Source organism: Halomonas sp. HNIBRBA4712, assembly GCF_043558675.1.
GTDB lineage: Bacteria > Pseudomonadota > Gammaproteobacteria > Pseudomonadales > Halomonadaceae > Vreelandella.
In genome coordinates this window covers 73,627-94,238 of the sequence record NZ_JBIFXR010000007.1, presented here as the reverse complement: position 1 = coordinate 94,238, position 20,612 = coordinate 73,627, and the positions used below count along the sequence as shown (strand labels likewise).

19 protein-coding genes are annotated in these 20,612 nt (G+C 63.1%); 4 read left to right on the top strand and 15 right to left on the bottom strand.

Going from position 1 to position 20,612, the window contains the following annotated elements; all coding sequences use genetic code 11:
• Positions 1 to 56: 56 nt before the first annotated feature.
• A complete protein-coding gene (locus ACGK9R_RS13890) occupies positions 57 to 758 on the bottom strand; it encodes a c-type cytochrome (RefSeq protein ID WP_394582228.1) in 702 nt (233 codons plus the stop codon).
• 216 nt (positions 759 to 974) lie between these two features.
• A complete protein-coding gene (locus ACGK9R_RS13885; RefSeq protein ID WP_394582226.1) occupies positions 975 to 1,877 on the bottom strand; it encodes a GNAT family N-acetyltransferase in 903 nt (300 codons plus the stop codon).
• A gap of 59 nt (positions 1,878 to 1,936) precedes the next feature.
• Between ACGK9R_RS13885 and ACGK9R_RS13880 the strand changes: the two genes are divergently transcribed.
• The 3 genes from ACGK9R_RS13880 to ACGK9R_RS13870 all read left to right on the top strand — a co-directional run bounded on the left by ACGK9R_RS13880 (position 1,937) and on the right by ACGK9R_RS13870 (position 4,732).
• Positions 1,937 to 2,602 carry a response regulator transcription factor gene (locus tag ACGK9R_RS13880; RefSeq protein ID WP_394582224.1) on the top strand — a complete coding sequence of 222 codons (666 nt, stop codon included), beginning with the start codon at positions 1,937 to 1,939 and terminating at the stop codon, positions 2,600 to 2,602.
• Complete coding sequence (locus ACGK9R_RS13875) at positions 2,599 to 3,987, top strand: ATP-binding protein (RefSeq protein WP_394582222.1); 1,389 nt, start codon at positions 2,599 to 2,601, stop codon at positions 3,985 to 3,987. The genes ACGK9R_RS13880 and ACGK9R_RS13875 overlap by 4 nt, the downstream gene beginning before the upstream one ends.
• Positions 3,988 to 4,114: 127 nt before the next feature.
• The gene (locus ACGK9R_RS13870; protein ID WP_394582220.1) at positions 4,115 to 4,732 is read left to right on the top strand and encodes a CBS domain-containing protein; all 618 of its coding nucleotides are present in this window, start codon (positions 4,115 to 4,117) and stop codon (positions 4,730 to 4,732) included.
• A 148-nt stretch (positions 4,733 to 4,880) separates the two neighbouring features.
• Here ACGK9R_RS13870 and nhaD read toward each other — a convergent pair whose 3' ends face one another.
• The 5 genes from nhaD to ACGK9R_RS13845 form a co-directional block, all read right to left on the bottom strand.
• Positions 4,881 to 6,347 (bottom strand): sodium:proton antiporter NhaD, encoded by a 1,467-nt coding sequence (nhaD, locus tag ACGK9R_RS13865; protein WP_394582218.1) that lies wholly within the window; start codon positions 6,345 to 6,347, stop codon positions 4,881 to 4,883.
• 157 nt (positions 6,348 to 6,504) lie between these two features.
• The gene (gene glmS / locus ACGK9R_RS13860; RefSeq protein ID WP_394582215.1) at positions 6,505 to 8,331 is read right to left on the bottom strand and encodes a glutamine--fructose-6-phosphate transaminase (isomerizing); all 1,827 of its coding nucleotides are present in this window, start codon (positions 8,329 to 8,331) and stop codon (positions 6,505 to 6,507) included.
• A 26-nt stretch (positions 8,332 to 8,357) separates the two neighbouring features.
• Positions 8,358 to 9,725: a bifunctional UDP-N-acetylglucosamine diphosphorylase/glucosamine-1-phosphate N-acetyltransferase GlmU gene (glmU, locus tag ACGK9R_RS13855; RefSeq protein WP_394582213.1), complete on the bottom strand. Its 1,368-nt coding sequence runs from the start codon at positions 9,723 to 9,725 to the stop codon at positions 8,358 to 8,360.
• A 1-nt stretch (position 9,726) separates the two neighbouring features.
• Positions 9,727 to 10,857 (bottom strand): FAD:protein FMN transferase, encoded by a 1,131-nt coding sequence (locus ACGK9R_RS13850; protein ID WP_394582210.1) that lies wholly within the window; start codon positions 10,855 to 10,857, stop codon positions 9,727 to 9,729.
• Positions 10,858 to 10,898: 41 nt separating this feature from the next.
• On the bottom strand, positions 10,899 to 11,699 hold the full coding sequence (locus tag ACGK9R_RS13845; RefSeq protein ID WP_394582208.1) for an undecaprenyl-diphosphate phosphatase: 801 nt from the start codon (positions 11,697 to 11,699) through the stop codon (positions 10,899 to 10,901).
• A gap of 226 nt (positions 11,700 to 11,925) precedes the next feature.
• Here ACGK9R_RS13845 and ACGK9R_RS13840 point away from each other — a divergent pair, with 226 nt between their 5' ends.
• Positions 11,926 to 13,119: a cation diffusion facilitator family transporter gene (locus ACGK9R_RS13840; RefSeq protein WP_394582206.1), complete on the top strand. Its 1,194-nt coding sequence runs from the start codon at positions 11,926 to 11,928 to the stop codon at positions 13,117 to 13,119.
• A gap of 97 nt (positions 13,120 to 13,216) precedes the next feature.
• Here ACGK9R_RS13840 and mgtE read toward each other — a convergent pair whose 3' ends face one another.
• The 8 genes from mgtE to atpE all read right to left on the bottom strand — a co-directional run bounded on the left by mgtE (position 13,217) and on the right by atpE (position 20,558).
• Complete coding sequence (mgtE, locus tag ACGK9R_RS13835) at positions 13,217 to 14,599, bottom strand: magnesium transporter (RefSeq protein WP_394582204.1); 1,383 nt, start codon at positions 14,597 to 14,599, stop codon at positions 13,217 to 13,219.
• A 225-nt stretch (positions 14,600 to 14,824) separates the two neighbouring features.
• Complete coding sequence (locus ACGK9R_RS13830; protein ID WP_394582202.1) at positions 14,825 to 15,253, bottom strand: F0F1 ATP synthase subunit epsilon; 429 nt, start codon at positions 15,251 to 15,253, stop codon at positions 14,825 to 14,827.
• Between the two features lie 24 nt (positions 15,254 to 15,277).
• The gene (gene atpD / locus ACGK9R_RS13825; RefSeq protein ID WP_394582200.1) at positions 15,278 to 16,657 is read right to left on the bottom strand and encodes a F0F1 ATP synthase subunit beta; all 1,380 of its coding nucleotides are present in this window, start codon (positions 16,655 to 16,657) and stop codon (positions 15,278 to 15,280) included.
• A 67-nt stretch (positions 16,658 to 16,724) separates the two neighbouring features.
• Positions 16,725 to 17,612: a F0F1 ATP synthase subunit gamma gene (gene atpG / locus ACGK9R_RS13820; RefSeq protein ID WP_394582198.1), complete on the bottom strand. Its 888-nt coding sequence runs from the start codon at positions 17,610 to 17,612 to the stop codon at positions 16,725 to 16,727.
• A gap of 65 nt (positions 17,613 to 17,677) precedes the next feature.
• Positions 17,678 to 19,222 (bottom strand): F0F1 ATP synthase subunit alpha, encoded by a 1,545-nt coding sequence (gene atpA, locus ACGK9R_RS13815; RefSeq protein WP_394582196.1) that lies wholly within the window; start codon positions 19,220 to 19,222, stop codon positions 17,678 to 17,680.
• A 16-nt stretch (positions 19,223 to 19,238) separates the two neighbouring features.
• Positions 19,239 to 19,772 carry a F0F1 ATP synthase subunit delta gene (locus tag ACGK9R_RS13810; RefSeq protein ID WP_394582194.1) on the bottom strand — a complete coding sequence of 178 codons (534 nt, stop codon included), beginning with the start codon at positions 19,770 to 19,772 and terminating at the stop codon, positions 19,239 to 19,241.
• Between the two features lie 11 nt (positions 19,773 to 19,783).
• Positions 19,784 to 20,254, bottom strand: a complete 471-nt coding sequence (locus ACGK9R_RS13805) for a F0F1 ATP synthase subunit B (RefSeq protein ID WP_394582192.1) — start codon at positions 20,252 to 20,254, stop codon at positions 19,784 to 19,786.
• 76 nt (positions 20,255 to 20,330) lie between these two features.
• A complete protein-coding gene (atpE, locus tag ACGK9R_RS13800; RefSeq protein ID WP_018918432.1) occupies positions 20,331 to 20,558 on the bottom strand; it encodes a F0F1 ATP synthase subunit C in 228 nt (75 codons plus the stop codon).
• Between the last annotated feature and the right edge of the window lie 54 nt (positions 20,559 to 20,612).

Genomic DNA, 20,612 nt, shown 5'->3' with positions numbered 1-20,612 from the left:
CACATCCACTTTGAAATGAACGGGTGTGGATAATTTGAATACGCTTGACCCGAAACTCAGCGGGCGCGCTCGATCATGTAGTCCACCATCGCCTTGAGCTCGTCGTCGCTGGCGGTACTCGCGCCGCGCGGCGGCATCACGCCTTTACCGAAGATCACGCTGTTATAAAGCGCCTCGCGCCCCTGCTCCAGCCGTTCGCCCCAGGCATCCCGGTCGCCCAGCTTCGGCGAGCGGGCGATACCGGTGGCGTGGCAGGTAGCGCAGCGTGCGCGGGAATAGAGCGCCTCGCCATCGAGCGTATCCTGCGCGGCGGCGCTCTCGTTACGGGTAGCGGTAGAAGCGGAAGGTGGGGCTTCGGGTTCAGGCGTCTCGGAATCCAGCGCCTCGGAAGGCTCGTCCTCTTCCAGAGGTGCTGCTTCCAGCGGTTCTGCTTCCAGAGGCGCCGCCATGACCGGCTCGAGCAGGTAGTACGTCGCCGCGCGTACCTCATCGTCGCTCAGATTGGGGTTACCGCCGCGCGGCGGCATGGCGCCGATGCCGTCGATGGCGTGTTGTGAAAGCGTCTCGAACTCCTGGTTCAGGCGCGCTGACCAGCTCTCTTCATCGCCATATATCGGGGCACCGGCCACGCCGGTCTGGTGGCACGCCATGCAGAGCCGGTCGTACACCGCCTCGCCCTCGTGCAAGCGCGCCTCGTCGGCCAGGGCCGTGCCGGATAGAACGACCAACCAAAGCCCCGCCATACGGTTGCGATTCACCGTCGACTCCTTGCGCCGGCCAGGGCCGTTCAGTTGCTAGAAGATGAGCTTGAACACGCCGGTCAGCGTCAGAAGGCCGACGAGAAAGATGAATACGATAATACCGAGAATGATCTTCATTGGATGTCCTCCATGAGTGAAAAAGCCGTCCGTTGGAACGCCCTCAGTATAGAGTAAAAATCCAAATGTTGACGAATCCTTCACACAAGCAAGACCTTAGCGCTTCCACGCCCAGAGCCGCTGACGCGCTTGCACCGCGAATCCGCCCGCCGCATAGCACTTTCGGGCAGGCAGATTGCCCGCATCGAGGGTCAGCGAAAGCGTGCTCGCCCCGTCGTCAAAAGCGACGCGTTTCGAAAGCGCCAGAAGCTCGGCGCCCAGCCCCTGACCTCGGCAGCGTTCAAAAAGCCCCATCAGCTGCAGCTCCCAATGCCTGGCATCGTGAGCGTTGAGCAGCAGCGCGCCGATAGTGTCGCCACGCCGTGTCACCCGGTACCAGTGCCGCGCCGACGGCGCTGCCCGCGCCTCGAAGCCGCCGAGCAACGTCTCGACCGACAGCGCCTCGCGCAGCGCCGGGCAGTCGAGCGAGCCTTCGCCGATCCCCTGTAAAAGCGCTTTTTGCTGGTCGCGAGAGAGCGCATCGAAGGGTGAAAGCGCGAGCATGTGCCCCGTCGGCGGCGGCGGTGAAAGCGCAGCCTGAAGCTGCTCGAGGGTACTCAGAAGCGCCATGCCGCTGGCCTTGAGCGCGGCTTCAACTCCGAACTGCCCGGCGTCGAGAATGACGTGACAAAGCGTGACGCCGCGGGTCTGGGCCCAGTGCCAGGCGGCGCTCAAAAGCGCCTGGAGCCCGTCGTGGCGTGAGGCGGGCAGCCAGAGCCTGGCGGTCGCTTCTGCCAGCGGCTCGATCCAGAGCGCGGATTCGATGCGCGCACCGCACATGATCACCCAAAGCCCCTGCCAGTCGAAGGTTGGTGTGGCCTTGGCCTGGGCCAGCGCCGCTGAAAGCGCCGGCTGTTGCGCCGGGTCATGCACCGCCGCCAGCTGCAACAGCGCTTCACGGCGGCGCTCGAAAGGGCACGGCGTGACGCAACAGTGGTCGAACGTCTCGTGACATGGCATGTTAGCTTTTCCGACAGGAGGCGGAAGCCCGCCGTGAATGAAAGGAGTGCTGGGCTTATATGCGTATACTGCTGGTCGAGGACGACCCCAGCCTGGCGTCGGGGATTCGCCTGGCGCTGAAGCCCGAACACTATACCGTCGACCATCTTACCGACGGCGCCGAGGCCTTGAACGCTTTAAAAAGGGAAGTCTTCGACGCCGTCATTCTGGATCTGGGCCTTCCCCGGCTCGACGGCATGACGGTGCTCGAAGGCGCCCGGCGCGCCGGCGTGCAGGTGCCGGTGCTGGTACTGACCGCCCGCGACGGCGTCGATAGCCGCATCGCCGGGCTCGACGCCGGCGCCGACGACTACCTCACCAAACCCTTCGAGGTCGAGGAGCTCAAGGCGCGCCTGCGCGCGCTGTTGCGCCGAAGCCAGGGCCAGGCCAGCTCGCAGCTCACCTGCCGCGGTATCGTCTTCGACCCGGATACGCTGAGCGTCACCTATCAGGGCCAGGAGGTGGCGCTATCGCGCCGCGAGCTCACGCTGTTGCAGGAGTTCATGAGCCATCCGGGGCGCGTGTTCACCCGCGACACGCTCACCCAGCTGCTTTACGGCTGGGAGGAGGACGTCGAGAGCAACGCCATCGAGGTCCACGTGCACCACCTGCGCAAGAAACTCTTCAGCGATGCGGTGCGCACGGTGCGCGGCATTGGCTACGTGATGGACAAGGCCGCCTCGTGAAGTCGATTCGCCAGCGCACCCTGGGCCTGACGCTGCTGGTGTTCGGTCTCAGTATGCTGATCATCGGTTTCATCAGCTACCGCTACGCCGCTCAGGAGATCGAGGAGCTCTACGACGCCAGCCTTTCGCAGAACGCGCGCCTGCTCGAGGGTCTTTTACAGGCGCCGCTGCCCGAGGCCGACCGAGCGGTGCTGCTCGAAAGCCTCTCCCGCGCGCTGCGCGAGGCGCAGCGCACCCCGAACGCCGCGCCCGGCCACCGCTACGAAAGCCAGCTGGTCTTTCAGCTCTGGGAAGCCGATACGCTGCTGCTGCGCTCGATGGGAGCGCCCCAGGCGCCACTCAGCGAGCAGCCGCTAGGCTACTCCTCGCGCTTCATCGAGGGCCAGGAGTGGCGCCTGTTCGCGCTTGACGTGGCAGGCAGCGAGCGGCGGGTGATCGTCGGCGAGCGCGAGGATCTGCGCGATGAGTTGATCGGCCGGGTGGCATTTCGCACCCTGCTGCCGGATCTGCTGGGTCTTCCCCTTCTCACGGCGCTTTTATGGTGGGCGATCGGCTGGGGGCTTTCGCCGCTTTCGCGCATGGCCGAGCAGATCAGAAACCGCGACCCGGACAACCTCAAGCCGCTCTCGATCACCCCACTGCCGCTGGAGCTCGACACCATCGCCGGCGCGATCAACCGGCTATTGGCGCGCATCGCACGGCTTCGCGTGCGTGAAAAGCGCTTCATTGCCGACGCCGCCCACGAGCTTCGCACGCCGCTGGCGGTGCTCGACCTGCACGCCCAGAACGCGCTCGCCTCGAACGACGCTCGTGATCGCAAGGAGTCGCTGACGCTGCTGCGCGACGGCGTCGCCCGCACCACCCGGCTGGTCGGCCAGCTGCTGACCCTGGCGCGGCTCGACCCGGACGTGGACGCCGCCCCGGCTCGCCGGGTCGACGTAGCGTTCGAGACCCGCGAGACGCTGGCGAAACTTTCGCCGCTCGCCGCCCGGCGCGGCCAGCAGCTTCTGCTCAACGCAAGCGATCAGGCGCTTCCCTTCGACGAAGAGCCCGGCGCCATCGAAACGCTGATCCAGAACCTGGTGGGCAACGCGCTACAGCACGCCCCGCCCCAAAGCACCGTCACCGTGACGCTGACATCATCGCCCCAGGTCATCACCGTGATCGTCGACGATCAGGGGCCGGGGATTATCGAGAGCGAGCGTCAGCGCGTCATGGAGCGCTTCCAGCGCGGCGGCCCCGGTGCCGGTGCAGGCCTCGGGCTTTCGATCGTCGAGCGCCTGGTCAAGCGCCACGCCGGCGAGCTGAGCCTGGAGGATGCGCCCGGCGGCGGGCTTCGCGTGCGCGTGAGTTTGCCGCGTCAGGCGCCACTGCCACCGTCATAGCGCGAGGTTATCACCACCATTTAACAAAGTTTGGACACCCTTAAGGTTGCGATAAGAATTTCGTGTAACTCTGAAAGTACGGAAACAGGATTGGTTGCCTGTCATTGATTGCTACGGAGTTACTGTCATGAATCTGATGGTTCGCACGCCCAAACCCCTTGTCCAGTTCGGCCAGACCCCGTTTCTGACGACCCCCAGGGCGAAAGAATTGACGCCGGAAAGCCCCGCGCTTTCACTGCTCACCGATTTCCAGCAGGTCGCCCCGCAGTCGGTCGCCTCGGACACGCCGATCACTGATGCCCATCTGAAGATGCGTCACGGCGGCGTGCGGCTGCTGTTCGTCATCGACCCGGAAGGCCACTGCATCGGCGTACTGACGTCCAAGGAAGTGATCGGCACCCGCCGCGTCAATCTGGCCATGCAGCAGCGCCAGATCGACCGCGAAGAAGTGACTGCGGAGATGATCATGACGCCCTGGGAAAAGCTCAGCGCCATGCCACTGGAGCACCTCAAGTCGCAAAGCATTCAGGATCTGATCCTGTCGATGGAGAGCTTTACCGAGCAGCACCTGCTGGTCACCGAGCATAACGACGAACACGCGCTCAGCGTACGCGGTCTGATCTCGGTCACCGATATTCAGAACGCCATTGGCAAGGGCGAAAGCGGCAAGATTTCCAACACCGTCGTGCCCATGGCGAGCAGCTTCGCCGATATCTGCCAGGTGATCACCGGCCACGATTTGTAAGCCCGGTCCGGTACGCGCATACGAAAACCGCCCTCGATCGAGGGCGGTTTTTTGTTAGCGGGTAGCCATACCTGGAACATTCATGAGCACAAGCGCCCTTCCACGACGACACCTCCACCATGGCCTGTCAGGCCCCGACCAGCGGGCCCTAGAACAGCGAGGCGTTGATCAGCAGGTGGGCGGCGATGCTGGCGGCGTAGCCGAGCAGAATCGCCGGCACCCAACGCAGATGCACCGCGAAGGTGTAGATACCGCGCGCCTGGCCCATTAGCGCCACACCCGCCGCCGAGCCCATCGAGAGCAGGCTACCGCCGACGCCGGCGGTCAGGGTGATCAGAAGCCAGTTGCCTTCGGACATGTCCGGCGCCATCGAGAGCACGGCGAACATCACCGGGATGTTATCGACCACCGCCGATATCAGCCCCAGCACTACGTTGGCCCAGACCGGGTTCCAGCCGCCGTAGAGGGTTTCCGAGAGCAGCGCGAGATAGCCCATGAACCCAAGGCCGCCGACGCACAAAACGACCCCGTAGAAGAACAGCAACGTGTCCCACTCGGAGCGGGCGATCCGGCTGAAGATATCGAAAGGCACTACGCTTCCGAGCTGTTCGAGCTTTTTCCAGTCGCCGCGGCGCGAGTAGCGCTCGCGCTTGCGCTCGAGCGAGCGCGGAAGGCTGCGGCGCAGGTAGTAGCCGAAGAACTGCAGAAGACCGAGGCCGAACATCATGCCCATCGCCGGCGGCAGGTAGAGAATCGAGTGGCACAGCACCGAAATGGCCACGGTGAGCAAGAACAGCGCGATGATGCGCCGCGCGCCGCGCTTGAGCCAGACGTTCTCGGTAAGTGCGGCAGGCTGGCGGTTCTGAATGAAGAAATTCATGATCACCGCCGGCACGGCGAAGTTGACGATTGCCGGGATCAACAGGACGAAAAAGCCCATGAACGGCACCTGGCCGCCCTGCCACACCATCAGCGTGGTGATATCGCCGAAGGGGCTGAAAGCGCCGCCGGCGTTGGAGGCGACCACCACGTTGACACAGCAAAGGCCGATGAACTTGTTGTCGCCTTCGGCCACTTTCAGCACCACGGCGCACATCAGCATGGCGGTGGTCATGTTGTTGGCGATCGACGAGATGAAAAAGGCGAGCACGCCGGTGATCCAGAAAAGGCTGCGGTAGCTGAAGCCCTTGCGCACCAGCCACGCGCGCAGCGCATCGAATACGCGGCGCTCTTCCATGGCGTTGATGTAGGTCATCGCCACCAGCAAAAAGAGCAGAAGCTCGGTGTACTCCAGAAGCGTTTCACGAAACGCCGTTTCCGACTCCTCGGGCAGGCCCGCCTGTACGTAGACCCAGGCGATGATCGCCCAGATCAGCCCCGCCGCCACCAGCACCGGCTTGGACTTGCGCATGTGAATGATCTCTTCCGACATCACCAGCGCGTAGGCGAGAATAAACAGCACGACGGCGGTAATACCGGCGGCGGTGGTAGTGAGATCGATGGAGCCGGGGGCGGCGAGGGCGAGCGAAGGGAAGGCGAAAAGCAGAAACGAAATCAACAGCCAAGCGCCCCGGCGGTTGGAGCACCGGGTTGCGAGGACGTTCGATGGAGTCATGGCGGCGAGATCCTGGGCTTATTTTGAGGGAGACACCGCCAAATGATAAGCACACTAACGACGTGTTGCAACGCAGCGGTAGCGCCTACGATGCGCCAATTCGCTGCGTCTTGCAAAGTCGATTAGTCGCTATTTATAAGCGCTATTCTTATAAACGCTATTCGACGGTGACGCTCTTGGCCAGGTTGCGCGGCTGATCGACGTCGGTGCCCTTCAACACCGCCACGTGGTAGCTCAGAAGCTGTAGCGGCAGCGTGTAGAGCAGCGGCGCCAGCGCTTCGTGTACGTGGGGCAGCGTGAGTACCTGAACGCCCTCCTGCTCGGTGATGCCGACGTTCTCGTCGGCGAAGACGAAGAGCTGCCCGCCGCGGGCGCGCACTTCCTGCAGGTTCGACTTGAGCTTCTCGAGCAGATCGTCATTGGGCGCCACCGAGATCACCGGCATTTCGCTATCCACCAGCGCCAGCGGCCCGTGCTTGAGCTCGCCGGCGGGGTACGCCTCGGCGTGGATATAGGAGATCTCCTTGAGTTTGAGCGCGCCTTCCAATGCCACCGGGTAGTGGGCGCCACGGCCGAGAAACAGCGCGTGGTGCTTCTCGGCGAAGGCCTGGGAGAGCGTCTCGATCTGGCCATCCAGCGCCAGCACCTGCTGGCAAAGCGTGGGCAGCGTGCGCAGCACTTCGACGATCTCGGGGTAGTCGCCGCGCTGCTTCGCCTTGGCGAGCGACAGCGTCAACAGCATCAGCGCGATGAGCTGGGTGGTGAACGCCTTGGTCGAGGCCACGCCGATCTCGGGGCCGGCGCGGGTCATCAGCGCCACGTCGGATTCGCGCACCAGCGAGCTTCCCGGCACGTTGCAGATCGCAAGCGTGCCCACGTAGCCAAGCGTCTTGGCAAAGCGCAGCGCCGCCATGGTGTCGGCGGTTTCGCCGGACTGGGAGAGGGTGACGAACAGCGTGCCTTCGGGCACCACCGGGCAGCGGTAGCGATACTCCGAAGCGACCTCGACCTGTACCGGCACGCCGGCGTAGCGCTCGAGCCAGTAGCGCGCGACCATCCCGGCATGAAAACTGGTGCCGCAGGCGACGATATGGATCTGACGTGTATTCTTGAACAGCGCAAGCGCCTCGGGGCCGAAGCTTTCGATCAGCACGCCGTCACGGCCCAGCCGACCTTCCAGCGCCGCGCCGATCAGCTTGGGCTGTTCGAAGATCTCCTTGAGCATGTAGTGGCGGTACTCGCCCTTGCTCGCCGCGCCGTCGCCGTGCTCGAAGGTTTGAATCGATCGCTCGACCGGGTTGCCCTCGCAATCGACCACCTGAATCCTGCCGTGCTCGCGCAGCACCACCAGATCGCCTTCCTCGAGGTAGATGAAGCGGTCGGTCACCGGCAATAGCGCCATCGGGTCCGAGGCGAGAAACGCCTCGTCGATGCCCACGCCCACCACCAGAGGGCTTCCCTGACGGGCGCCGACCACGACACCCGGCTGCTGGCTCGAGATCACACCCAGCGCGTAGGCACCGCCGAGCTGGGAGACGATCTCGCGGGTCGCCTCGAAGACGTCCGCGCCGCCCCGAATCTGCTCGTCGAGCAGGTGAGCGATGACCTCGGTATCGGTTTGCGAGCTGAACGCATAGCCGTCGCTTTCAAGGCGCGTCTTGATCGGCTCGAAGTTTTCGATGATGCCGTTGTGCACCACCGCGACTCGCTCCGAGCTGTGGTGCGGGTGCGCGTTGGCCTCGACCGGCGTGCCGTGAGTCGCCCAGCGGGTGTGCGCAATGCCGAAGGTGCCGGCAAGCGGCTCGCGCTCGAGCTTTTCGGCAAGCGCGGCCACCTTGCCCACCGCCCGGTGACGGTGGAGGTGGCCGCCGTTGGGCACCGTCATGCCGGCGGAGTCATAGCCGCGGTACTCCAGGCGTCGGAGCCCTTCCAGCAGAATTTCCTGTACGTTGCGCTGCGCAACCGCGGCGACGATGCCACACATGGCTTACTCCTTGGCGTTTTTAGTGATCAAGAGGTTTTTTTGACCGGGCGAGCCCAGGGCGTTTTCTGGGTTTGTGGGCTACGCGTCAGCGCCAGCGCGTGGTCGTCGACGTCGCGCGTCACCGTCGAGCCGGCGCCGACCGTTGCGCCCTTGCCGATCAGAACCGGCGCTACCAGCGCGCTGTTGGAGCCGATGAACGCCTCGTCCTCGATCACGGTGCGGTGCTTGTTGGCGCCGTCATAGTTACAGGTGATGGTGCCCGCGCCTACGTTCACGCCCTGGCCCAGGGTGGCATCGCCGACGTAGCTCAGGTGATTGATCTTGCTGCCTTCACCCACTTCGGCATTCTTGGTCTCGACGAAGTTGCCGATTTTGGCGTCTTTCGCCAGCCGCGTGCCCGGGCGCAGCCGGGCGAAGGGGCCGACCTGGTTGCTCCCAAGGCTTACGGTATTCTCGATCACGCTGTGGCTGTCAATCCTACTCCCGGCGCCCAGGGTGCTGTTTTTGATCACACTGTAGGGGCCGACGCTTACGCCGTTTTCCAGTACCACGTTACCTTCGAACACGCAGCCGACGTCGATGAAGACGTCTTCGCCGCAGGTCAGCGTACCGCGCACGTCAAGCCGCGCCGGGTCGGCCAGCGCCACGCCCTGCTCCATCAGCGCCTCGGCGAGCCGGCGCTGGTAGGCGCGCTCGAGTTTTGCCATCTGGGCGCGGTTGTTGATGCCTTCGACCTCGAGCGCACTTTGCGGCTGGGCGGTGCACACCCGGGTGCCCTCCTCGCTTGCCAGCGCAATCACGTCGGTCAGGTAGTACTCGCCCTGAGCGTTTTGATTGGAAAGCCTGGGCAGCCAGCGCGTCAGCTGCGCGCTGGTCATCGCCATGATGCCGGTGTTGCACTCGGTGATGGCAAGCTCGTCAGCGCTTGCATCCTTCTGCTCGACGATCGCCACCGCCTCGCCCTGCGCGTTACGCTTGATGCGCCCGTAGCCGGTCGGGTCGGGCAGGGTCACGGTCAAAAGCCCCATGTGGCTATCGTCGACCCGCTCGAGCAGCGCCGAGAGCGTATCAATCTCGATCAACGGCACGTCGCCGTAGAGTACCAGCACCTTGCCGCTTCCCCACTGCGCCTGGGCCTGGGCCACGGCGTGGCCGGTGCCCTTCTGCTCGGCCTGAACGGCGAAAGTGACGTTCTGGCCCGCGAGCGCCTGGCGCAGCGCCTCACCGCCGTGGCCGATCACCACGTGGGTGCGGGTGGGGGAAAGCTCGGCGGCGGTGTCGAGCACGTGCTGGACCAGCGGCTTGCCGGCCAGGGTGTGCAGCACCTTGGGCGTTTGCGAGCGCATGCGCGAGCCCTTGCCGGCGGCGAGAATGACGATATCGAGTTCCTGCATGTTAATTCCCTGTTGAAGCGGGGGTCGGTTCAGCGTGCCAGGTCTCCACGCCCAGCGTCTGTATCAGGTCGTCGCCGAAGTAGTCGGCAAACGCGGGGCTTGCGAGACTACGCCACTGCCCGTCGCCGTCGCTGACCAACATGAGCACGCTCAGCTCGTTGTCCACGGCCATCTGCATGCCGGCCTCTTCGCCGGCGACGGACAGCGCCGTCGCCCAGGCATCCGCCCAGGCATTCGATGGGTGAAACACCGACACCGACGCCAGACGGTGAGTGATCGGGCGCCCGGTGCGCGGGTCCAGGGTGTGCGAGTAGCGCTGGCCGTCGGCCTCGAAGTAGTGGCGATAGTCCCCGGAGGTGGCCACCGACAGCGACTCCAGCGGAATGATGTGCTGAGCCTCCGGCCGGCCGTCGCGCGGCACTTCGATGCCGATGCGCCAGGGCTCCTGGTCGGCCTCGTTACGATGGCCGCGAGAGATCAGATCGCCGCCCAGGTTGACCAGGTAGTCCTCGATCCCTTCGCGGTCGAGATACGCCGCCACCCGGTCGGTGGCGTGGCCCTTGGCGACCCCGGAAAGATCGACGAAGACATCGCGGGTACGCCGTGCCTGCATGGCCTGGGTGTCCACCTCGAGGGCATCGAAGCCGATACGCGAAAGCCGCTCATCGAGCTCCTGCTCGGAGGGTATCTCCTGAGGGCGCGCTTCGGGGCCGAAACTCCACAGATTGACCAGTTCGCCAATGGTGATATCGAAGGCGCCGTTGCTCGCCTCGGCCACCGACTGGCTGATCGCCATCACCTCGATCAGCTCGTTGGAGAGCGGCTGCCACTCGTCGAGCGGCGCCTGGTTGAAAGCGATCAGCTCCGAGTCGTCGCGGTAGGTCGACATCGCCTGATCGACGCTTTCGAGCTCGGCGAGAATGCCTTCCTCGAGCGCCTGAGCCTCACCCTGGGTAAGCGGGTCGACCAAAGTGACCTGATAGAAGGTGCCGAAGATGCCGCCTTCCAGGCGTACCGGCGACTCGAGCGGCCGGTCGCTTTCCGAACAGCCCGCCAGGAGCCCGAGCGCGAGAAGCCAAACGAGGGGGAGAGTACGCGCGACCCGGGCAGCGCTCGGCGAAGATGTGTTCATGCAGAATCTCTTTTGGAAAAATCAGCCGCTGACATCGGCGGTTAAAAATAGAAAAACCATAAAAGCCACAGGCCGAATAATACGCGATAAATCACGAAGGGCTGCATACCGAGCTTCTTGATCACCGCCAGAAAGTAGTGGATGCACAGGTAGGCGCTTACCCCGGAGAGGAGCGTGGCCCAGAACATGGCCGTGAGATCGACCGCCACCTGAGCACTTGCCAGCTTGAAGGCCTCGAGCCCGCCGGCGAGTATGATGACAGGAATGGAGAGCAGAAACGAGAAGCGAGAGGCGCCTTCGCGACTCATCCCGACCATCAGCGCGGCGGTGATGGTGATGCCCGAGCGCGAGGTGCCGGGGATCAGCGCCAGTACCTGGGCGACGCCGATCACCAGCGCGTCTTTCAGGCCCATGTCGTACTCCGAGCGAGCGCCGCGCTTTTTCAGATCGGCGTAGCCCAGCGCCAGGCCGAAGACGATCAGGCCCGCGGCGATCACCAGGGTCGAGCGCATGTAGCCTTCGACCACGTCCTGAAGCAGAAAGCCGACCACGCAGACCGGAAGCGTTGCCACCACGACCCAGAGCGCCAGCGCAGCGTCACGGTTGACGCCGCGCCCGCCAAGCGTTGCCAGCGTGCTGGCGGTCATTCGCCATAGCTCATGGCGAAAGTAGACGATGACGGCGCTCAGGCTGCCCAGGTGAAGGGCGACGTCGAAGGCCAAGCCCTGATCGTCCCAGTCGGTCAATACCGGAACCAGAATGAGGTGAGCAGAGCTCGAAATGGGCAAGAATTCGGTCAGCCCCTGTACGACCGCCAGCACTACCACCTGAAGCCAATCCATCGAGGATCCTATTGCGTTTCTTTATCTAATCGACATGCCCCTGCAGAGGCGCAAGAATACACATACCCCCGGCGTTTGTCCGTCCGGAAACAAGCGTCGGGGGTATGGATAACGCCGCTTTACGCTACAATGGATCCCTGTCGATCAAGCCCTATCAACAAAGCGCTATCGACAAAGATCTATCAAGAAAAGAGCCATCAAACGTGTACGCCCCTGCAGGGACCCCATGTCTGAGACCGTAGAATCGCCAGTGGTTCAAAACCATACACTCGATCACCAGAAAGCCAAACGGGTGACCTACGTCGGCGCCTGGCTCGACGCCCTTCTGAGCGTAGTGAAGGTCGCGGTTGGTTTTCTGGTCGGCTCGGCGGCGCTGATCGCCGACGGTATCCATTCGCTTTCGGATCTGGTCACCGACGGCTTCGTGCTCGCCGGTATTCACTACGGCCGTCAGGGGCCGGACGACGACCACCACTACGGCCACGGGCGCATCGAAACGCTGACCACGCTGCTACTCGGCAGTATTTTGATCTTCGTGGCCGGGGCAATCGCCTGGTCGAGCGTCGACCGGCTGATCACCGGCGAAGTCGTCAACGCCCCGGGGGTGGTCGCGATCGCCATTACCGTCGCCGCGCTCGCGAGCAAGGAGTGGATATTCCGCTACACCATGCGCGTAGCGCGAGAAGTGAAATCGAAACTTTTAGAGGCCAACGCCTGGCACTCGCGCAGCGACGCGCTCTCCACCGCCGTGGTATTGGTAGCGCTTCTCGGCGCGCAGTTCGGCGCCGGCTGGCTGGACGCCGTGGCTGCCGTGGTAGTGGGGCTTCTGGTCGGCAAGGTGGGCTGGGATCTCTTGTGGCAATCCGCCCGCGAGCTGGTCGACACCGCACTGCCGGAAAACGTCCAGCAGCAAATGCACGACGTGGCCTGCAGCGTGGCCGGCGTCGACAGCGTCCACGATCTGCGCACGCGCCAGTCGGCGGGCTGGGTGATGGTCGATCTGCATATCGTGGTCGGGCCGACGATCACCGTGTCGGAAGCCCACGAAATCGGCAACGAAGTGAGCCGCCGGCTGCGCCACGAGTTTCCGCTGCTCACCGACGTGATTTTCCACATCGACCCGGAAGACGACGCCGGCGAAGGCGACCCGAGCAAGCTACCCGGGCTACCGCTGCGCCCGGAAGTGGAAGCCGCGCTCGACGCGCGCTGGTACGCCCATCCGGTCTGGCGCACACTAACCGAGCTACAGCTTCACTACCTGGACAGCAAGGTATCGGTGTCACTCATCATCAGCGACCCGGTCCACCAACCGCCCCAGTGCCTGGCAAGCCAGCTCAAGGCCATGGCCAGCGACATCGAGTGGTTGGGCCACGTCGAGATTCTTTACATTACGCGGGCGGCGAGTAGTGCGCTTCGCTGAGGTGTGAGTCGTGAGTCGTGAGTCGTGAGTCGTGAGTCGTGAATCCAGGGAGGGTAGTGGGGGCGCTGCCTTTTGCAACATGGGCAGCGCCGTTGATTCAGACCGAGGCGAGAATCATCGTGGCGATGGTGAAGTAGATCAGCACGCCCGTGGCGTCGATCAGCGTGGTCACCAGCGGCGCCGAGGCGGTGGCCGGGTCGACCTTGAAGCGCTCGAGCACGAAGGGCAGGCACATGCCGATGAGGCTGCCAAACAGCACGATCGCGACCATGCTCAGCGCCACGATCACCGCTACCGCTTCACCGCCGCGCATGATGCCGATCGGCGCCACGGCGATCGCCATGGTGAGCCCCAAAGAGCCCGCCACCAGAAGCTCCCGGCCGAGCATCTTGCTCCAGTCCTTCACCCCGACATCCCCGGTCGCCATGCCGCGCACCATCAGCGTCGCCGCCTGGGCACCGGCGTTGCCGCCGCTGCCGATCAAAAGCGGTAAAAAGAACACCAGCGCCACCTGAGAAGCGATCACGTCTTCGAAGTAGGCGATCCCGGCGCCGGAAAACAGGTTGGCGAACACCAGCAGCACCAGCCAGGTCACCCGTTTGCGATAGAGGCTCCAGAGCTTGACTCGGCTGACGCCATCCTCGAGCTGGCCGATCGACATCCCCTTGTGAATATCCTCGGTCGCCTCGGACTCCGCCACGTCCATGGCGTCGTCGTGAGTGACGATGCCGACCATGCGCCCGTCGACGTCGATCACCGGCAGCGCCAGAAGGTCGTAGCGGGCGACGACCCGCGCCACCTCCTCCTGGGGTTTGTCCACCGCGGTCTTGATCACATCCTTGATCATGATGTCGTCGACTACCGCGCCCGGGCGCGCCACCATCAGTTGGCGCAGCGACATGGTGCCGACCAACTCGCCGTCACCGTCGAGCACGTAGAGCTGGTAGACGGTTTCCGCGTCCGGTGCGGTCTGGCGAACGCGCATCAGCGCCTGCGAGACCGTCATGCCGCTGGCGATCGCCACGTAGTCGGAGGTCATGATCGCCCCGGCGGTGCCCTCCTCGTAGCTTGCCAGGCGCTTGAGATCCTCGCGCTCCTGGTGGGCCATGCGCCGCAAGAGCGCCTCGCGGCGGTCGTCGTCGAGCAGGTTGAAAAGATCCGCCCGCTCGTCGGAGCCCATCTCTTCGAGCAGCTTCAGTACCTGGGTGTCGGAGAGCTCACCGACCACCTCGAGCTGGCTTTCACCGGGCAGATAGCCGAGCACGTTGGCAGCGCGCTCGGTAGAGAGCACATCGAGGATGGCGATCGCCGCGTGCAGCTGTTCGTCATCCTCGATGAACTCCTCGAGTACCTGACCGATATCCGCAGAGCGAATTTCCGCCAGCCGCCCGGCCAGCGGCTCCTGCTGGGCGTCGTTGTGCTCCAGCGCGTCCAGTAGCTCTGATTTCAGCGCCCGCAGGGTTTCTTCGTTCAGCGACATCGCAATCTCCCTGTCAGTGCCGTTGTTTGCAAAAGGTTTAACGTTGAAATGCCGGCGCCCTTAACGTGGCGCCGGCTCGGTTATCGCCAGAGGCGTTCGACCTGGCCAGGTCAACGCGCCTCCAGGCGACGAGACTCTATCCAAGTGACGAGACTATAGTAGCAGAGAAAAAAAACGCCCCAGGAACCCGGAGGTTCGAGGGGCGCTCTGGGTCGGACCTTTTTATCAGCCCTTGCCCGCCTTCTTGCGCAGCTGCTGGATGGTACGCAGCTGGGCCACGGCTTCGGCAAGCTCCGCCGAGGCGCGGGTGTAGTCGAGCTCGGCGGACTTCTCGTTGAAGGCCTTGAGCGCGTCCTGACGCGCCTGCTCGGCGGCGGCCTCGTCGAGATCGCCCGCCCGCGCTGCGGCGTCGGCCAGAATCGTCACCACGTCGGGCTGGACTTCCATGAAGCCACCAGAGACAAAGAAGTTCTCTTCCTTGCCGCCGTCCATGATTACCCGGATCGGCCCTGGCTGAAGCTCGGTCAGAAGCGGCGCGTGACCGGGCAGAATGCCCAGATCACCCATCAGCCCGGAGGCGATGACCTGCTCGGCGCTGCCCGAGAAAATGGACGCTTCGGCGCTGACGATGTTGCAAGTGAAGCTATTCGCCATAGCGAATCCCCCTGGTCAACGGGATTACTTCTTCATCTGGTTGGCTTTCTCGACCGCTTCGTCGATGGAGCCGACCATATAGAAGGCCTGTTCGGGCATATCGTCGTATTCGCCGGCGAGAATTCCCTGGAAGCCGCGAATGGTGTCTTTCAGCGACACGTACTTACCCGGCGAGCCGGTGAACACCTCGGCGACGAAGAACGGCTGGGACAAGAAGCGCTGGATCTTACGCGCGCGGGCCACGGCCTGCTTGTCCTCGTCGGACAGCTCGTCCATCCCGAGGATGGCGATGATGTCCTTGAGCTCCTTGTAGCGCTGAAGCACACCCTGAACACCGCGGGCGATGTTGTAGTGCTCTTCACCGACCACCAGCGGGTCGAGCTGACGCGACGTGGAGTCCAGCGGGTCGATCGCCGGATAGATACCCAGCTCGGCGATGGAGCGCGCCAGTACCACGGTGGCGTCCAGGTGCGAGAAGGTGGTCGCCGGCGACGGGTCGGTCAAGTCGTCCGCGGGGACGTAGACCGCCTGCACGGAGGTGATCGAGCCGTTCTTGGTGGAGGTGATACGCTCCTGCAGAACGCCCATCTCTTCGGCCAGGGTCGGCTGGTAACCTACCGCCGACGGCATACGGCCCAAAAGCGCCGATACCTCGGTACCCGCCAGGGTGTAGCGGTAGATGTTATCGACGAACAGCAGCACGTCGCGGCCTTCGTCACGGAATTTCTCCGCGATGGTCAGGCCCGTCAGCGCCACGCGCAGGCGGTTGCCCGGCGGCTCGTTCATCTGACCGTAGACCAGCGATACCTTGTCGATAACGTTGGATTCGGTCATCTCGTGATAGAAGTCGTTACCCTCACGGGTACGCTCACCGACACCGGCGAACACGGAGTAACCGCTGTGCTCGGTGGCGATGTTACGGATGAGCTCCATCATGTTGACGGTCTTGCCTACACCGGCGCCGCCGAACAGACCCACCTTACCGCCCTTGGCGAACGGGCAGACCAGGTCGATGACCTTGATGCCAGTTTCCAACAGTTCGTTGGATGCGGCCTGGTCGGCGTAGCTCGGCGCCTTGCGGTGAATCGGCATGCGCTCGGTTTCGCCGATTTCACCGGCTTCGTCAATCGGCTCGCCGAGCACGTTCATGATCCGGCCCAGGGTCTCTTTACCCACGGGCACGGAAATGGCGGCTCCGGTGTTGGTCACGTCCAGATTACGCTTGAGCCCTTCGGTGGAGCCCATGGCGATGGTGCGCACCACGCCGTCGCCCAGCTGCTGCTGGACTTCGAGGATGGTCTCCTTGTCGGAGACTTTCAGCGCGTCGTAGACCTTGGGCACGGAGTCCCGCGGAAACTCTACGTCAATCACCGCGCCGATGATTTGTACGATACGTCCGCTCATCTTGGTTCCTCTTTAAAACCTGCAAATGAAACCTGTCTGCCTGAGCCGCCTGGCGGCTTTAAAGGCGTTATACGGCTGAAGCGCCGCCGACAATCTCGGAAATTTCCTGGGTGATGGCGGCCTGGCGGGCCTTGTTGTAGACCATCTCCAGATCGTCGATCAGATTGCCCGCGTTGTCGGTTGCGCTTTTCATGGCGATCATCCGGGCGGCTTGTTCGCACGCGCCGTTTTCGACCACCGCCTGATACACCTGGGATTCGATGAAACGAACCAGCAGGCTGTCCAGCAACGCCTTGGCATCCGGTTCATACAGGTAGTCCCAACTTCCGGGACGGGCGTTTTCTTCGTTGTCATGTCCGGCGTCTTCGCCCATATCGGGCGAAAGCGGCAGAAGCTGACGAACCACCGGCTTTTGCGTCATGGTGTTGACGAACTCGTTGTACACCACGTTCAGACGGTCAAGACGGCCGGCGTCATACGCTTCGAGCATGACCTTGACACTTCCGATCAGACCTTCGACGGTCGGCTTCTCGCCAAGCCCACTCTTCGCCGCCACCAGATTGCCGCCGTACTTGCGGAAAAAGGCGCTGGCCTTGGAGCCCAGGGCGCAGAAGTCGAGCTCGGCGCCCTGCTCTCTCCAGCCCGCAGCGTCTTTCAGCACGGCCTTGAAGAGGTTGACGTTCAAGCCACCGCACAGCCCGCGGTCGGTGGAGACCACGATGTAACCTACGCGCTTAACCTCGCGCTCGACCATGTAGTCGTGCTTGTACTCGGGGTTGGCGTCGGCAATGTGGCCTACCACGTTACGGATCTGCCTGGCGTAGGGCTGGCCGGCCTTCATCAGATCTTGCGCTTTACGCATCTTCGACGCAGCGACCATTTCCATGGCGCTGGTGATTTTCTGCGTATTCTTGATGCTCCCGATCTGGGTGCGTATCTCTTTTGCAGCTGCCATAGCGATCTACCCTTCGTTCGTGGCTCTCAGAAAGTAGCGAAGCCCGCCCGTAGGCGGGCCGACCATTACCAGCTCTGAGTCGCCTTGAACTGCTCAAGACCCGACTTCAAGCCGCTCTTGATCTCGTCGTTGTAGTCGCCGGTCTGGTTGATCTTGTCGATCAGGTCACTGTGCTCGGACTTCATGTAGTCGTGCAGGGCACGTTCGAAGTCCAGCACCTTGTCGACGCTGACGTCATCCAGATGACCTTCGTTGGCGGCGTACAGCGTGAGTGCCATTTCGGCCACGGACATCGGCGAGTACTGGTTCTGCTTCATGAGCTCGGTGACGCGCTGACCGTGCTCGAGCTGCTTGCGCGTGGCTTCGTCCAGGTCAGATGCGAACTGCGAGAACGCCGCCAGTTCACGGTACTGGGCGAGCGCCAGACGCACGCTACCACCGAGTTTCTTGATGATCTTGGTCTGGGCCGAGCCGCCAACGCGCGATACCGAGAGACCGGCGTTGATCGCCGGACGGATACCGGAGTTGAACAGGTTCGTTTCCAGAAAGATCTGACCGTCGGTGATCGAGATCACGTTGGTCGGTACGAACGCAGAGACGTCGCCGCCCTGGGTCTCGATGATCGGCAGTGCTGTCAAGGAGCCAGTCTTGCCGGTCACTTCGCCGTTCGTGAACTTCTCGACGTAGTCGGCGTTGACGCGCGCGGCGCGCTCCAGCAGACGCGAGTGGAGGTAGAACACGTCACCCGGGTAGGCTTCACGGCCCGGCGGACGGCGCAGCAGCAGCGATACCTGACGATACGCCACGGCCTGCTTGGAGAGATCGTCGTAGACGATCAGCGCGTCTTCACCGCGGTCGCGGAAGTACTCGCCCATGGTGCAGCCGGAGTAGGCGGCGAGGAACTGCATCGGGGCCGGGTCGGCGGCGCCGGCGGCGACGACGATGGTGTGGCCCATGGCGCCGTGCTCTTCGAGCTTGCGCACCACGTTGGCGATGGTCGACTGCTTCTGACCGATCGCGACGTAGACACAGGTGACGCCCTTGCCTTTCTGGTTGATGATCGCGTCGATGGCGATCGCCGACTTACCGATCTGACGGTCGCCGATGATCAGCTCACGCTGACCGCGACCGATCGGCACCATGGAGTCGATCGACTTCAGGCCGGTCTGGATCGGCTCGTCGACGGACTGACGCGTGATGACGCCGGGTGCGACTTTCTCGACCGCGTCGGTCATTTTGGCGTCGATGTCGCCCTTGCCGTCGATGGGGTTACCGAGTGCGTCGACCACGCGGCCAACGAGCTCCGGACCCACCGGCACTTCGAGGATGCGACCGGTACACTTGGCGGTCATGCCCTCTTCGAGAAGCAGGTAGTCGCCGAGTACCACGGCGCCCACGGAGTCGCGCTCCAGGTTGAGCACCATACCGAACACGGAGTTCGGGAATTCGATCATTTCACCGAACATCGCGTCTTCGAGGCCGTGAATTTTCACGATACCGTCGGAAACGGTGACGATGGTGCCCTCGTTACGGGCTTCGGATGCGACGTCAAGCTTCTCGATACGCTGCTTGATGATGTCGCTGATCTCGGAAGGATTCAGTTGCTGCATGCCATGTCCCTCGAACTCAGGCGGTGAGCGCGTCAGAAAGGCGGTTCAATCGACCGCGTACCGACCCGTCGATGACGGTGTCGCCGGCACGCAGGATGACACCGCCAATGAGCGACTTGTCGACCTGAGTAGTAATGGAGATTTCGCGATTCAGACGCTTTTTAAGCGCGTTTGCCAATTTGGTCTTCTGCGCCGCCGTCAGCTTGTAGGCCGATGTGACCAGTACCTCGACCCGCTGTTCGAATTCGGCGCGCAGGCGCTCGAACTGATCGGCGATGGAGGGCAAGGCCGACAAGCGCCCCTGAGACGCCAAAGAGGCCAGAAAGCGCTCGATACCGTCGGGCTTTTCCGACAAAAGATCGGCCAGAAGCGCGACCTTCTGCTCGTTGGCGATTCTGGGGCTACCCAACACACGACGCAGGTCGTCGTTGGCAGCCGCCACGCTTAGAAAACCAAGCGCCTGGGACCAGCTATCGAATGCTTGTTGGTCACGCGCGTATTCAAACGCCGCCTTGGCGTAAGGACGAGCGACGGTCAGTAGTTCCGCCATGGATCACCTCCTTACAGTTCGGCGGCAAGCTCATCAAGCAACTTGCGGTGCGCAGACTCGTCGACCGACTCTTGCAGGATACGCTCGGCGCCGATGATCGCCAGGTGAGACACCTGAGCGCGAAGCTCGTTTTTGGCGCGATTGACTTCCTGCTCGATCTCGGAGCGGGCGCTGGCAACGATGCGTTCGCCTTCGGCCCGCGCTTCCTGGCGCGCCTCTTCGATCATCTGGGCAGAGCGCTTGTTGGCCTGCTCGATGATCTGTGAAGCCTGCTCCTTGCTCTCCTTGAGCGTCTGCTCGGAGCGCTCCTGGGCGAGCTCGAGATCGCGCGTTGCACGGCTGGCTGCGTCCAAACCATCAGCAATTTTCTTCTGGCGCTCGTGAAGCGCGTTGCTGATCGGAGGCCACACGTACTTTATGCAAAACCAGACAAAGATCGCGAAGGCGATCGTCTGCCCGATAAGCGTCATGTTGATATTCACAGGACTGTACCTCTGACAAGTTCGTGGCGACCGGGGTAAAACAAAACCGAGCGGTGATCCGCCCGGTCAGGCTTGTTTAACCGGCGACAACGAAAATCAGGTACATCGCGATACCGACACCGATCATCGGCACGGCGTCGAGCAGACCGGCCATGATGAAGGTCTTGGTTTGCAGCTGGTCGCCCAGTTCCGGCTGACGCGCGGTGGATTCGAGCAGCTTGCCGCCCAGAATGGCGAAGCCGATACCGGTAGCCAGAGCGCCCAGACCGATGATGATGGCAGCTGAGAGGTAAACCATTTCCATGATGTTGCTCCTGAGTTCAAGTGGTGGTTAAGGGTTGAGGGTTGAAGTTACGGG